Consider the following 12,743-nt stretch of genomic DNA (forward strand, 5'->3'; position numbering starts at 1 on the left):
CTCGGGCTATGGCCCTGTCTGCCACTGGGACGCGGATCACCGAATTCGAGGAGCTGCGGCCGCATCTGATGTCGGTCGCCTATCGGCTCACCGGAACCGTGGCCGACGCCGAGGACATCGTCCAGGAAGCCTGGCTGCGCTGGGACACCTACGACCGGGAGATCGACGACCCGCGGGCGTGGCTGACCACCGTGGTCAGCCGGCTCGGTCTGGACAAGTTGCGGTCGGCGGCACACCGCAGGGAGACCTACACCGGCAACTGGCTGCCCGAACCGATAGTCACCGAGCTGCAGGGCCCCGCCGGCGCCGACCCGCTGGCCGCCGTGGTGGCCGCCGAAGATGCCCGGTTCGCGGCGATGGTGGTGCTGGAGCGGTTGTCACCTGACCAGCGGGTCGCGTTCGTGCTGCACGACGGGTTTTCGGTGCCCTTCGCCGACATCGCCGAGGTGCTGGGGACCAGCGAGTCCGCTGCCCGGCAACTGGCATCGCGAGCCCGCAAGGCGCTAGCGACCGACGCAGCGGGCCGCCCGCCACAATCTGACCCCGCCCACAACGAGGTCGTCGGCAAGTTGATGGCCGCCATGGCCGCCGGCGACCTGGACACCGTGGTGTCGCTGCTGCATCCCGACGTGACCTTTACCGGCGACTCGAATGGTAAGGCCGCCACGGCCGTTCAGGTCATTCACGGCGCGGACAAGGTGGTTCGGTTCATGTTCGGCCTGGCCCGTCGCTACGGCCCGGCGTTCTTCACCGCAAATCAGCTGGCGTTGGTCAACGGCGAACTCGGCGCCTACACAACGGGTTTCGCCGGCGCCGACGGGCACCGGGACATGGCGCCGCGGATCACCGCGATGACGGTTCGCGACGGAAAGGTTTGTGCGATATGGGATATCGCCAACCCCGACAAGTTCACCGGCTCTCCGTTGCGGCCCGGGTCGGCTCGGTAGCCCAGGGAACCCGGCAGGCATCACCGGAACTGAAGCCCTGCTCGGTCATCCCCAGCGCGGCATTCACCCGGGCACGCATGTTCTCCAAGCCGATCTGATAGGTCAGCTCGAGCACGCCGGCATCGCCGAAGCGGGCCCGCAGGTCGGCCACCTGCTCGTCGGTGACGGTATGCGGATCGGTGGTCACGGCCTGAGCGTAGGCGATGGCGGCGCGCTCGTCGTCGCTGAACGCCGGAGATGTCGCGTAATCGTCGATCTCCGTGAGCCTTTCGATGTCGAGGCCGTCGAGGCGCTGCAGCATGGTGCCGAAGTCGACACACCATGAGCAGCCGACCTGACGCGCGGTCCACAACACCGCCAGCTCACGCACGCTGGCCGGCAGTGTTTGCGACGCGCGCTGGACCATCGTCTCGTGCACGGCGCTGGCGAGCAGCAGGCGCCGATGATGCGCAGTGACGGCCAGCGGCTCAGGGACCTCGCCGAAGCGGCGCTTGGCGACTCGGTACATGGCGCGCACCAGCAGTCCGGCGCGTTGGGGAGGCAGGGGCTCGATGCGGGTTTTCGTTGTCATACCCCTCAGACGAGACGGGTCGCCAAAGTGTGACGGCTCCAAGGATCCGCCAAGGATTCGCCGAGGTTGGCGTCGGAGTCTGTGGACGTGTCGTCCTATTCGTATATCGCTGAGCTGCCCGGGATCGAGGACATCGAGCCGCTGATGCACACCAGCGTGCTGGTTGCCGATGCGCGGCTGGACCAGTGGCGGGTGCGCGCCGTGATCGAGCAGGTCTTCGCCGCCAACCCGGCTCTGGGCACCGTGTTCGAACCGTTCTTCGACTGCTGGGCGGCTCGTCCGGGTGGCGGATGGGGCTGGGCAGTGGAACCTCCCGGCGTTACCGTCGCCGATGTCGTCGCCCGCCAACGTGCTTCCTTCGACATGCGCACCGGCCGATTGTTCGCCGTGTCGCTGCTGCCCGGGACTCCGGAACGGCTGGTGCTCAGCGCCAGCCAGCTGTGCATGGACGGTGCGTCCTGGCAAACCGTGGTCGACGAGGTGAGGCTTCGGTGCGGTTGGACGTAGTCCTGCGGCGCCGCATTCCGTCGACCCCGTTCAGGACGGTCAGGGGTAATCAGCCCGGCGAGTGGCGCCCGAAGATGCTGCTACCCCGTGATCGTCGGCTTGAGGCAGCAGCGCAACACCCCGTGCCGGAACAACGGCCGAAGGTGGTCGGCGACGGGTCCGTCCGGACGGAAGCTGCGTACGTAGTAGCTGCCCGACGCCATGGCGGGTAACTGACGTTGCGAAAGCCAATCGGCCACCCAGTCCCGCCGCGCGGCGTCGACCTCGGCCAGCGCTGCCAGGTCGACGGCCATGAAGGCCCGAGCGGCCAGGGCGTTGTAGAAGTAGGAGAACCAATCCCACTGCCGCCGGTATCTGGTTGCCAACGGGTGACCGGGCGGGACGAGCAGCACGCCCAGCTGCGAGGCGGTCAGGCCGAAGCCGCGGCTGAAACTGATCGACAGCAGCGCGCCGGGAAGCAGCGGCCGCAGCGCCCGGGCGATCTCCGCGCGGTCTGCGGCGGCCAGCGTCGGAAGCAGGTTGATATTGAGTAGTCGCGCCGGCGAGCGGGCCAGGAAGGTGACCATCTCGTCGGTTAGGTGACCGTTGCGCACCGACGGCACGCACACGCAGGCCAGGTCTGCTGATCCCGCGGCGTCGAACCGGACGGAGTGGTCATGGGTAGCGCCGACCATGAAGCCGTACCAGTCGCCCGGGTAGATCACAACCTGACCCGCGGCCGCCACCGCCTCGGTGATGTGGGTGATGAGGTCGACGTCGCTTCCGGCCGCAAACAGCTGCCAGCCGGTCAAATCCCATTCGCCTTCGCTGAGTCGTTGTACCCGGTCAATGAGTGCGGGTGCGAAGACATGGCGCAGCCAGTCTTGGCCGTCGCGGTAATGGTTGGACAGGTCGTCGGCGCTCAGCTGCGCAACGGCGCTCCGGTAGGCCTCGGCCGCGATGCGAGAACCGACGGGTAGTAGCGGGCGCAGCGACTCGACCTGATCCGGCGGGATGGCACCCGCGAGCAGGTCCGCGTCGACTAACGGTTCGCAGTCCGCATCGGTGAGCAGCCCAGCCGGTACAGCAGGCTGGCCCGGTCTTCCAGCGACGCGTACACCCGGCCGTCCGCCAGCAGGTTGGACGAGCGGGCCAGCCGATGCCGCAGCTCCCACTCCGGTGTCGGTTCGTAGTAATGGCATACCTGCACCTTCCCAATGCGACGGATTGTGGGGCCCCATGGCAGTTTCCCGACGACGTGGCCACGACCGGTGAACGGATCAGCGTGAATCCGGTGCTCCCGGCACCACTGGTTGGCGTCAGACGAGGAGAACAGCGACCGTGCCGACGCCACATACGTGTGCTTGAACGTGAATTCGGCTACGCCCAGGGCCGTGAACGTCCCGATGTACGCCCAGACCTGGTCGGGGTCGGCGACACCGGCGGTGCTCATCACGCAGGTTGCTCGAACCGGCAATCCGGCGCCCTGCGTGACCGCCAACACCGCTTCGGCGGTGGGCGCGGCGTCGCCCATGATCGCCCGGTTCCCGGCGTCGTCCACGGCGTGGCGGGACCAGCACAGATACGTTAGGCCCGCGGACCGCAACTCGGCGGCGACCGGCGAACTCAGTCGGGCCCCGTTGGTGAACAGCGCGATCTCGTCGAAAACGTCGGCGGCCAACCGAATGGCTCGCACACACTCGTCAGCGCGCAGCAGCGGCTCGCCACCTCCCGTGACCACCATTCGTCTGGCACCCCGGCTCGCCGACCACCGGAAGTAGCTCCGCAGCTCCTCATCCGACCAGCGGGCCGGCGCAGCTTCCAGCGCGGAAATCGATGAGCGCGAAAAGCAGAACGGGCAGCTGCACTGGCAGGCCATCCGTACCGGCAGCACCGAGCAGGTCAGGAAGCGACAGTCGGCCCAGCTCATCGTGGCCCCGCGGTGGTGAACGGAGTGACCTTGTCGGGTTCGGTCAGCGGTTCGACGGCTATCGGGACGGGGCCGAGTGCGCGGCGCAGGGCGGCGACGATGAGGTCGTCGGCATGGTCTGTGGCGCCGACCTCCAGCTCCCGTCGCACGGTGATCGACGTGTCGGCGTGTTGATGGACCGCCCAGCGACGCAGCGGTAGCTCTTGGAAAAGCTGGGTGACGTCGAATGAGTTCGCTTGGGTGCCGTCCGCACGGCTCAACATCACCGGGGTGCGGCCAACGAGGTCTTCGATGACCGGCTGGTCGCCCGACCACACCAGCCGGGCGCTGTCCCCGGTGCGGTAGCGCAGCAGCGGCAGGTACGGATTCATTCCGCCGGTGAGTGCGATTTGCCCCAAAGATCCTGGCGCACAAGGCATGCCGGCATCGTCGAGCACCTCCACGAACAGCCGTGGCTGCAGCAAGGCCATGCCGCGTCCGGGACGGCTGGCGGCGACCGGGCCGGATTCGGTGGTGGAGTACACGTCGATGACGGGGCATCCGAAGCGCTGGGCAACTCGTTGTCGGGTTGCGGCGCTGAGGTGTAACGCGGTGGAGATCAGCACCTTGGGATGCAGGTCCACGTCCAGCCCGGCGAGCTGACTCAGTGAGACCGGGTCGCCGGTGATCATCTGGGGATCGTGGTGTTCCAAGAAACGCCGCCGGGCCAGGGGATCCGGCCAGCCCGCTTCCTCGAGGTTCACCTTGGCGCTCGCACAGCCGAGAAATGATGACCAGGACGGCACGATGAAGCCGCCGTGCCGCTGGCTCACCACGGTCATCCAGTCGGCGCGGTCGGCCCGGAACTGCACGGTGACGCCATGCCAGCGGGCGGCCTGCAGCAGCAAGGGGTAGTAGCTGGACACCGAGACCGGGTGCGTGGGCACCACGATCGCCGGATGGCCCGATCCCGACGTCGGGAACCAGATGAGGTCGTCGAGATCGGCGTCGTCGGGAACCAGCTCCCACCAGCCGCGGGCCAGGTTCGCCCGTCCGGTGGTGAAAGCCGGTGACGCGGCGTCGGTTTGGCGGTAGCGCGGCACCACCTGCCGGGCGCGGTCAAGGTAGCCGGCCAGCCACGGCGGTCGGTGATCGGGACGCCAGCGCGGGGGATCGAGGACCACGGACGTCGCGTAGGTGTTGACTCGGTCGAGCGCCTCGCGGTTCAAGCGGTCGCCGCAGTGATGGTTCCACAACGGCGCGCCGGGCGCTTCGAGCAGCGCCTCAAGGGTTTGCCGCCCGGTGGCAGAAATGAGCGGATGGCGTTCCTCGAAGGGAACGACGCCGGATCCCATGGGCGTGAATCGTGGCATGGGCTATTCCCTCGATGCTCGGGCCGCGGCTTCCTCGGCACGCTTGCGGGCCAGGGCGGCGCGCACTTCCTTGGCCCGCGCTTCGGCGGCTCGGGCCTCGGCCTCGACCCGCGCCCGCGTCGCCGAGTCCAGGGTGGACAGCCGGTCGGCTGCTTGTTCAACGGTTTCGCCGGCGGGCACCACCCCCGCGCGGCGGAACACCAAACGGGCGAGTTCTTCACGTCGGTCGGGATCGCGCACCAGCAGTTCGGCGCGCACCAAGGCGGCCATTGCCCACAGCTCCTCACCCAAGAACCTCAGAAGCGCGGTCCCGGACAACAGAGATCGTGCCGATTCGTCGGTGGCCAGCCAGCAGGACACCAGAGCGGCTCGCAGCCAGTTTTCCGTCGCCGCGTCCGTTTGGCCGGGGGTGAGGCCGGCCACCCAGTCGTCGGGTAAGGCGGCGCCCAATGCGGCCAGGGTGTCGCCGACCACCGCGGCGACGGCGACTACTCCGCGGTCACCGATCAATGGCGGCGCCAAGAAGTCGTCCGGACAGTCGGCTAACCGATGAACCAGCGTGGCAACTGAAGGCGTGGACATGTCGTTCACCGGCCCGGGTATGCCTGGCGCGCGAAACGGCGGGCGAAACCCAGCAACTCTGCCCAGCCCCGGATCGAAACCACGTCCCAGCCCATGTCGACGGCCGGACTCAAGTCGTCGGGCCACCGGTACAGGTTGAGCACCATGGTGCCGCCGCCGCGCGCCCGAGCCAACGATTCCCGGGCAATCACCGCGCCGTCGTTGCCGCGTTCGTCCCGGTTGAACATCGTCGTCACGCCGTCATCGGAGATCACCAGCACATGCACGGGCCGGTCCCGTTCGGTGCGAGCAGCGTAGGTGTCGCGCAGCACATGGATCGGAAAGGCGGTGCCGCCGCCGAGGTAGCCGGTGACGATCCGCAAGATGCGTTCGGTGTCGGTGATGAAACCGGCGGTGGTTTCGAACCGCCGCGCACCGCTCCACAGGGTGGCCTGGACACGGCCGCCGCAGCGCAGACACGACAGCGCGATGATCGCTGCGGCCAGCGCCAGGAAAGACAGCTGTCGTTGCGGGTTGACGATGGAGCCTGACGAGTCGATGTAGAGATCGAGGTCCAGTGGTTGCGGGCGCGGCGGCAGGTCTTCCTCGGGGGCCAGCACTCGCTTGACGGTGGTGACCCCCGGTATGACGAGCGGGCTGCGAATGACCGAGTGCAGCCAATCGATGTCGGCCATCGGTTCCCCCACCGTCCACGGCGAAAGGCCTTCCGGCACCAGGTCTCCGGTGCTAGGCGCCGGCTTCGACGGGAACGGGATGAGATGGCGCTGGGCCGCCTCCCGGTAGTAGCGGACCGCGACGTCATGGTCGCTCAGCTTCAGACCCAGCGCGCGCAGCAGTTCGCCGTACTGGAAGGGCTCGCGAGCCTGGCCCCGCGGCGCGGCCGACGGAACTTCTGAGAGCGGCTGCGCTGCAACAGGTTCGGCGCTCTCGGTGACCCGCGGGTCGTTGGCGGGATGCAGTGGCTCGGTCCGTTCGCCGGCGTCCATGTCGGTGAGCCCGGGCGGTACCACACCCCCGGCCGTGTTCAGCGAGTCGTCCCAGCCGGCCAGAACGCGGCGGGCGTCAGGGTCTTGGGCCAGATATGGCAGGCATAGGGCGGCGAACCCGGCTGCCCCGTCGAGCCAGTCCGAACGGTAGGCACGCACCAGCCGGCTTCCCAGCTGGGCGTCGCCTTCGATCCGGTCGGGCAGCGGACCGGGGGCCAGGTCGCCGCGGCGCAATGCCCACAAGATCTCGTAGATGCGCTGGTAGAGGCGCCACAAGTCGCTGATCGGTCCCTCGGGGGCATGCGCTTTCAGCCGGCGATACACCTCGTCCATGCGCAGGCCGGAGCCGCGTTGCAGCCGGTCGTTGATGTGCAGGTCGGCGTAGAGGTTGGCCACCGCCGGTGCGGCGCCTTCCACCCCCGGCAGCGCCCAGCGCATGCGGGCCAGCATCCGCGCATGGTCGGTGAGGTTGGCCGGACACAGGATGTGGTGGCCGATCTCGTGACCCATGATCTCCAGCGGCAGGTCAACCAGGTTCCGCTCGATCACCTGTTGTAGGTCGATCACCACCAGCTGGTCGGTCAGCCGGATCATGGCGAAGCTGCCGTCCAGGCCCGACCTCTTGGCCTGCTCGGTCGTCGTGCACAACTGCGGCTCACGCAGCCGGGTGAACCGGCTCCACAACGCCAGGGCGTCGGACCAGCGTCGGTGCCATTCTTGGCGGGCGTCGGCCGCGGTGGCGACGGTCGTCATCGGCCGGGCTCCACGACCAGCACCTGATAGCTGGTGGGCACCGTGAGCGCGGTCATGTCCGCGGTCGCGGCGACACTGACCGGGCGCACCCCCGGGGGAACGAAAGCCTTTGTGGCCGAGGAAAAATCGATGCTCTGCGGTTCGGTGCGGGTCAGGGTGGCGCCCCAGGCATCGGCGTGCAGCAACCAGGCGTCCGCTCCGGAGCAGACCACGAGGTGCCCGGCCCGGACCCCGACCCGCGGCGGACTCAAGAACTGACCTCCGAACCCGCGGAAAGCCCCCACCCGGTGGGCGACGGACGGAGCGCCGGTCGGGGTTCGGCCGGGTCGCCACCACCGGTTGTCCCGCATCCGTTGCAGCGTGTCAGCTGCCGTCACCCCGTTGACGCCGACTGCGGCGCTGAATGCGGCATCACTGAGCGTCGCCGCGACGCTCAGGGCGCTGTCGCGGTACTGGCTGAGGCCAAGCAGCCAGGCCGCCACCTGCCCGGCACGCATCGTCATCGTCGGGTTGCCGCCGGCCGCCGCGGTGGTCACGCGGGTGAGCCACTCGCCGACGGACAGCCCGCAGTGGTGCAGGTGGACAACGGCATTGGCGAGTGAACCGAAGACCTTGCGCGGTTCGTCGAGCAGGATCCGCGCCAACCCCGGCAGCGCGGCCAGCAGCGGGTCGTGGGAGCCGCCGCCAAGGCGGTGCTGGCCGACGAGCTCGACAACGGAGTCGAATACCGCGGCCAGCACGCGCGCACCTGAGCCGGGCGAGATCCGGTCGCATGAGTCGACGAGGTCGCGCAGCGGGCCCCGAATTTGGTTCTCCAGGATGGTGGTGTCGAAGTCGACATAGGTTCGGCGCGCGTTGGCGACGATCGCGTTGCAGCGGTCCCGATGCTGGGCCAGCGCGGCGGCCATCGGGCCGTCAACCAGCGTCATGGGTCAGCCATGCGAGATAGTTGGTGTAGCGCTGGTGCAGGTACTTCAGCGCGATGATGTCGTCGTAGACGGTGCCGTACAGCTTTCGTCCGGTCGACCAGCCGGCCAGCGTGCGCTCGATGCGGACCAGTCGATCGCGCACCTGGCGCTCGGTGATGCCGTCGAGGCCCAGCTCGAACTCGGCGAACAGGTCGACCACCGGATCGTCGGCGTCGAGTCCCTGTTGGTCGTATTGCGCGCAGGACAGTTCGAACAGGCGCCGGATCCAGCCGACTCGGTCGGCTCGGTAGGCGGCGTTGCCCGCCACCTCGAAAAACGGCGCGTCGCGATCCTGGACCAGCCGGTTCACCAGGACGAACGGCAGTATGTGCCGAACGTCCTCGATCGCGACGATGCGAGTTCCGCGGAAGTACGCCAACGCTTTTGCGAATACCAAAATGGTCTGCAGCGACCTCACCGACAGCCCGTTGTGGGTTTGCGCGCCCAGGTCGGCGAGGCGATCGCGGCCGGTGTCGTCCAGCGCCAGCAGGTGCGGATCGAGCCCGGCCAGCCGTGCGGTGTCCTTTGTCTTGTACTCCAGGGTGCACGCCGCGGCATCGAGGAACTCGAACTGGCTGACGAAGAACTCGATCCGCCGTCGCACTTCGAAAGGAATCTCGACGGCGAGGACCTCCGCATAGAGCCGATCCAGCTCGGCGGCGCTGAACACCAGCTGTTCGGGTACGACTTCGTCCGGACGAAAGCCGGCCTCGATCCGGTCCAGCAGATGGGTGAGGAAGCGCGGGTTGAAGTTCAGCGCCGCCACCACCACGTCGATGCGGTCGCGCAGCGCTTCGATCACGTGATAGGTGCCGCCGCCGGCGTCGTCATTGGCGGTCAGATACCAGGCGGCCTCGGGACATTCCAGCACCTGATCGAACATCTCGGCGTAGTTGTCGCCCATCAGCGTCAGCAGTGCCGATTGGGTGCGAGTGGGAATCCGGTTGTACTCGTCGACAATTCGGACGCGCATCTGCAGCCAAGCCCGCCAGGCGATCCGAATGTCCTGTGGGCTGGCGGCTTTGATCAGGTCGGCGGGCAGCGGGCTGCCCAGCAGGTCCGCCACCGTCATCTCCGGATGACCATGCTGCATCCCGCGGCGGATTTCGGTAACCGAGTAGCCCGCCAAGACACCCATCAATACCGCACTGGCCGTCTTGCCCCGGCCCGGCCCGCCGACGAGCAGGCACCGCCGCCGGACCGCGAAGTTGAGCAGGGGGATCAGGACGAAGCTGCTGTAGGACTGGCCGCTGGGAAGATCGACCTGGGTCTGGGAGTCGCCGAATCGGAAACTCTGGTGAGCGCCGTGGAAGTAGTCGATGTCGTAATGCGGGCTGATGATCGCCTGGTTGACGATCCAGAAGTAGGCCTGACGGAGCTTTTCATCGAGCGCGACCTCGCCGACATGCTCCTCACCCGTGCTGATCGGACCTCGGTAGAGGTCGGCGACATCGAAGACGGGCGCACCGCGATGGTCGGCCGTGGGGTTGGTGGGTGCCTCGGGTACATGGCGAAGTTTTCGCCGATCGATCAGGGCCACGTTGGTTGCCTTCTCGGGTTGCTCAGCGCGAGAACATCAGCGCGCGCTTGACCTCCTGGATCGCCTTGGTCACCTCGATACCGCGCGGGCAGGCGTCGGTGCAGTTGAACGTGGTTCGGCAGCGCCACACCCCGTCGACTTCGTTGAGGATGTCGAGGCGTTCGGCGGCCGCTTCGTCGCGGCTGTCGAAGATGAAGCGGTGGGCGTTGACGATCGCCGCCGGGCCGAAGTAGCTGCCCTCGTTCCAGAACACCGGGCAGCTGGTGGTGCAGGCCGCGCACAGGATGCATTTGGTGGTGTCGTCGTAGCGGGCGCGGTCGGTCTGGCTCTGAATCCGTTCGCGGGTGGGCGGATTGCCGCTGGTGATCAGATACGGCTTGACCGCGCGGTAGGCGTCGAAGAACGGCTCCATGTCGACCACCAGGTCCTTTTCCACCGGCAGCCCGCGAATCGGTTCGACCGTGAGGGTCAGTTGCTTACCGGGCTTTTTGGGCAGCAGGTCACGCATCAGCACCTTGCAGGCCAGCCGGTTGACGCCGTTGATCCGCATGGCGTCCGAGCCGCAGACTCCGTGCCCGCACGACCGCCGGAAGGTCAGCGTGCCGTCGAGGTAACCCTTGATGTAGATGAGCAGGTTGATCAGCCGGTCGCTGGGCAGGCACGGCACCCGAAAGCTTTGCCAGCCACCGGTTTCGGTGTACCGCTCCGGGTCATCCGGGTTGAACCGGGCGATCTTGACGGTCACCATCACCGCGCCCTCGGGAACGGGCGGCAGCGGTCTGTCCGGCAGGTCCGGCGCCGGTTCGGTCTCGGCTACCTCGCCTGAGCCCACAGTGTCGCCTTCGGCCATCAGTACTTCCGTTCCTTGGGTTCGTAGCGGGTCTGCACGACGGGTTTGAAGTCCAGCGTGATGTCGCTGAGCAGTTCGGTGCCCTGCTTGTATGCCATGGTGTGTCGCATGTAGTTGACGTCGTCGCGGTTGGGGTAGTCCTCGCGGGCATGCCCGCCGCGGGATTCCTTGCGGTTGAGCGCGCCGACCACGGTGACCTCGGCCAGCTCCAGCAAGAAGCCCAACTCGATGGCTTCCAACAGGTCACTGTTGAACCGTTTCCCCTTGTCGTGCACGCTGATTCGGGAGTACCGCTCCTTGAGTGCGTGGATGTCGGTGAGCGCCTGCTTCAGGGTTTCCTCGGTGCGGAACACCGCGGCGTTGTTGTCCATCGTGCGCTGCAGCGCGCCGCGGATGTCGGCGACCCGTTCGTTGCCGTGTTCGGACAGGATGTCGTTGACCCATCCGACGACCATGGCCGCCGGGTTCGGCGGCATCTCGACGAAGTCGTGGCCGCGCGCATAGTTGGCCGCGGCGATGCCGGCCCGGCGACCGAACACGTTGATGTCCAGCAGTGAGTTGGTGCCCAGCCGGTTGGCGCCGTGCACCGACACGCACGCGCACTCGCCGGCCGCGTATAGGCCCGGGACGGTGTGGGTGTTGTCCCGCAGCACCTGCCCGGTGACCGTGGTGGGGATGCCGCCCATCACGTAGTGGCAGGTCGGGTAGACCGGGACCAGCTCGTGCACCGGATCCACGCCCAGGTAGGTGCGGGCGAACTCGGTGATGTCGGGCAGCTTGGCCTCCAGCACGTCCGCACCCAGGTGGCGCACGTCGATGTAGACGTAGTCCTTGTGCGGGCCGGCGCCGCGGCCCTCCAGCACCTCCAGCACCATCGAGCGGGCGACGATGTCGCGGGGAGCCAGGTCGACGATGGTGGGGGCGTAGCGCTCCATGAAGCGTTCACCCTCGCCATTGAGCAGTCGGCCGCCCTCGCCGCGCACCGCCTCGGAAATCAGGATGCCCAGGCCGGCCAGTCCGGTCGGGTGGAACTGGTGAAACTCCATGTCCTCCAACGGAAGTCCCTTACGGAAGACGATGCCGATACCGTCGCCGGTCAGCGTGAGCGCGTTGGAGGTCGTCTTGTACATCCGGCCGGAGCCGCCGGTCGCGATCACGACGGCCTTGGCGTGGAAGACGTGGATGTCGCCCGTCGCCAACTCGTAGGCCACCACCCCGGTCGCGACCGGACCGCTGGGAGTGTGGGTGAGTGCCAGGTCGAGTACGTAGAACTCGTTGAAGAACTCCACGTCGTGCTTGACACAGTTTTGGTAAAGGGTCTGCAGGATCATGTGGCCGGTGCGGTCGGCGGCGTAGCACGCCCGGCGCACCGGAGCCTTGCCGTGGTCGCGGGTATGTCCGCCGAAGCGGCGCTGGTCGATGCGGCCCTCGGGGGTACGGTTGAACGGCATCCCCATTTTCTCCAGGTCCAGCACCGCGTCGATGGCTTCCTTGCACATGATCTCGACGGCGTCCTGGTCAGCCAGGTAGTCGCCGCCCTTGACGGTGTCGAAGGTGTGCCATTCCCAGTTGTCGTCTTCGACGTTGGCCAGGGCGGCGCACATGCCGCCCTGAGCGGCGCCGGTGTGGCTGCGGGTGGGGTAGAGCTTGGTCAACACGGCGGTGCGGGCCCGCGGACCGGCCTCTACCGCAGCGCGCATGCCGGCACCGCCCGCGCCGACGATCACCACGTCGTATCGGTGTTGGTGAATCACCGCCGCCGCCGACGATGCAGAGCG

11 protein-coding genes are annotated in these 12,743 nt (G+C 67.6%); 2 read left to right on the forward strand and 9 right to left on the reverse strand.

The window, feature by feature from the left end:
* Nucleotides 1-8 precede the first annotated feature (8 nt).
* The gene (locus B4U45_RS20040) at nt 9-947 is read left to right on the forward strand and encodes a sigma-70 family RNA polymerase sigma factor (RefSeq protein ID WP_075546811.1); all 939 of its coding nucleotides are present in this window, start codon (nt 9-11) and stop codon (nt 945-947) included.
* Here B4U45_RS20040 and B4U45_RS20045 read toward each other — a convergent pair.
* Entirely contained in the window at nt 910-1,518 is a 609-nt protein-coding gene (locus B4U45_RS20045; protein ID WP_075546812.1) for a carboxymuconolactone decarboxylase family protein, read from the reverse strand. The genes B4U45_RS20040 and B4U45_RS20045 overlap by 38 nt on opposite strands.
* Before the next feature lie 144 nt (nt 1,519-1,662).
* Between B4U45_RS20045 and B4U45_RS20050 the strand changes: the two genes are divergently transcribed.
* Entirely contained in the window at nt 1,663-2,025 is a 363-nt protein-coding gene (locus B4U45_RS20050) for a condensation domain-containing protein (RefSeq protein ID WP_075546827.1), read from the forward strand.
* Between the two features lie 1,021 nt (nt 2,026-3,046).
* Here B4U45_RS20050 and B4U45_RS20055 read toward each other — a convergent pair.
* Genes B4U45_RS20055 through sdhA form a run of 8 tightly spaced genes read right to left on the reverse strand, consistent with a single transcriptional unit; the run spans nt 3,047 to nt 12,719 of the window.
* Nucleotides 3,047-3,934: a radical SAM protein gene (locus B4U45_RS20055; RefSeq protein WP_075546814.1), complete on the reverse strand. Its 888-nt coding sequence runs from the start codon at nt 3,932-3,934 to the stop codon at nt 3,047-3,049.
* Nucleotides 3,931-5,286, reverse strand: a complete 1,356-nt coding sequence (locus tag B4U45_RS20060; protein ID WP_131808286.1) for a phenylacetate--CoA ligase family protein — start codon at nt 5,284-5,286, stop codon at nt 3,931-3,933. The genes B4U45_RS20055 and B4U45_RS20060 overlap by 4 nt, the downstream gene beginning before the upstream one ends.
* A 3-nt stretch (nt 5,287-5,289) precedes the next feature.
* Nucleotides 5,290-5,868, reverse strand: a complete 579-nt coding sequence (locus B4U45_RS20065; protein WP_075546828.1) for a hypothetical protein — start codon at nt 5,866-5,868, stop codon at nt 5,290-5,292.
* Nucleotides 5,869-5,873: 5 nt separating this feature from the next.
* Nucleotides 5,874-7,607: a hypothetical protein gene (locus tag B4U45_RS20070; RefSeq protein ID WP_075546816.1), complete on the reverse strand. Its 1,734-nt coding sequence runs from the start codon at nt 7,605-7,607 to the stop codon at nt 5,874-5,876.
* Nucleotides 7,604-8,536, reverse strand: a complete 933-nt coding sequence (locus tag B4U45_RS20075) for a hypothetical protein (RefSeq protein ID WP_075546817.1) — start codon at nt 8,534-8,536, stop codon at nt 7,604-7,606. Before B4U45_RS20075 ends, B4U45_RS20070 begins: the two co-directional genes overlap by 4 nt.
* Nucleotides 8,523-10,115 carry an AAA family ATPase gene (locus B4U45_RS20080; RefSeq protein ID WP_198036555.1) on the reverse strand — a complete coding sequence of 531 codons (1,593 nt, stop codon included), beginning with the start codon at nt 10,113-10,115 and terminating at the stop codon, nt 8,523-8,525. The genes B4U45_RS20075 and B4U45_RS20080 overlap by 14 nt, the downstream gene beginning before the upstream one ends.
* Nucleotides 10,116-10,137: 22 nt before the next feature.
* Nucleotides 10,138-10,965 carry a succinate dehydrogenase iron-sulfur subunit gene (locus B4U45_RS20085; RefSeq protein ID WP_075546818.1) on the reverse strand — a complete coding sequence of 276 codons (828 nt, stop codon included), beginning with the start codon at nt 10,963-10,965 and terminating at the stop codon, nt 10,138-10,140.
* On the reverse strand, nt 10,965-12,719 hold the full coding sequence (gene sdhA, locus B4U45_RS20090; RefSeq protein ID WP_075546819.1) for a succinate dehydrogenase flavoprotein subunit: 1,755 nt from the start codon (nt 12,717-12,719) through the stop codon (nt 10,965-10,967). Before sdhA ends, B4U45_RS20085 begins: the two co-directional genes overlap by 1 nt.
* Between the last annotated feature and the right edge of the window lie 24 nt (nt 12,720-12,743).

It is taken from the genome of Mycobacterium persicum (assembly GCF_002086915.1).
In the GTDB taxonomy this organism is placed as follows: Bacteria; Actinomycetota; Actinomycetes; order Mycobacteriales; family Mycobacteriaceae; genus Mycobacterium; species Mycobacterium persicum.

What these genes read in the sequence shown, in the direction of transcription:
- B4U45_RS20040 (WP_075546811.1), top strand. Translation starts at nt 9, where the DNA reads ATGGCCCTGTCTGCCACTGGGACGCGGATCACCGAATTCGAGGAGCTG.
- B4U45_RS20045 (WP_075546812.1), bottom strand. Translation starts at nt 1,518, where the DNA reads ATGACAACGAAAACCCGCATCGAGCCCCTGCCTCCCCAACGCGCCGGA.
- B4U45_RS20050 (WP_075546827.1), top strand. Translation starts at nt 1,663, where the DNA reads ATGCACACCAGCGTGCTGGTTGCCGATGCGCGGCTGGACCAGTGGCGG.
- B4U45_RS20055 (WP_075546814.1), bottom strand. Translation starts at nt 3,934, where the DNA reads ATGAGCTGGGCCGACTGTCGCTTCCTGACCTGCTCGGTGCTGCCGGTA.
- B4U45_RS20060 (WP_131808286.1), bottom strand. Translation starts at nt 5,286, where the DNA reads ATGCCACGATTCACGCCCATGGGATCCGGCGTCGTTCCCTTCGAGGAA.
- B4U45_RS20065 (WP_075546828.1), bottom strand. Translation starts at nt 5,868, where the DNA reads ATGTCCACGCCTTCAGTTGCCACGCTGGTTCATCGGTTAGCCGACTGT.
- B4U45_RS20070 (WP_075546816.1), bottom strand. Translation starts at nt 7,607, where the DNA reads ATGACGACCGTCGCCACCGCGGCCGACGCCCGCCAAGAATGGCACCGA.
- B4U45_RS20075 (WP_075546817.1), bottom strand. Translation starts at nt 8,536, where the DNA reads ATGACGCTGGTTGACGGCCCGATGGCCGCCGCGCTGGCCCAGCATCGG.
- B4U45_RS20085 (WP_075546818.1), bottom strand. Translation starts at nt 10,965, where the DNA reads ATGGCCGAAGGCGACACTGTGGGCTCAGGCGAGGTAGCCGAGACCGAA.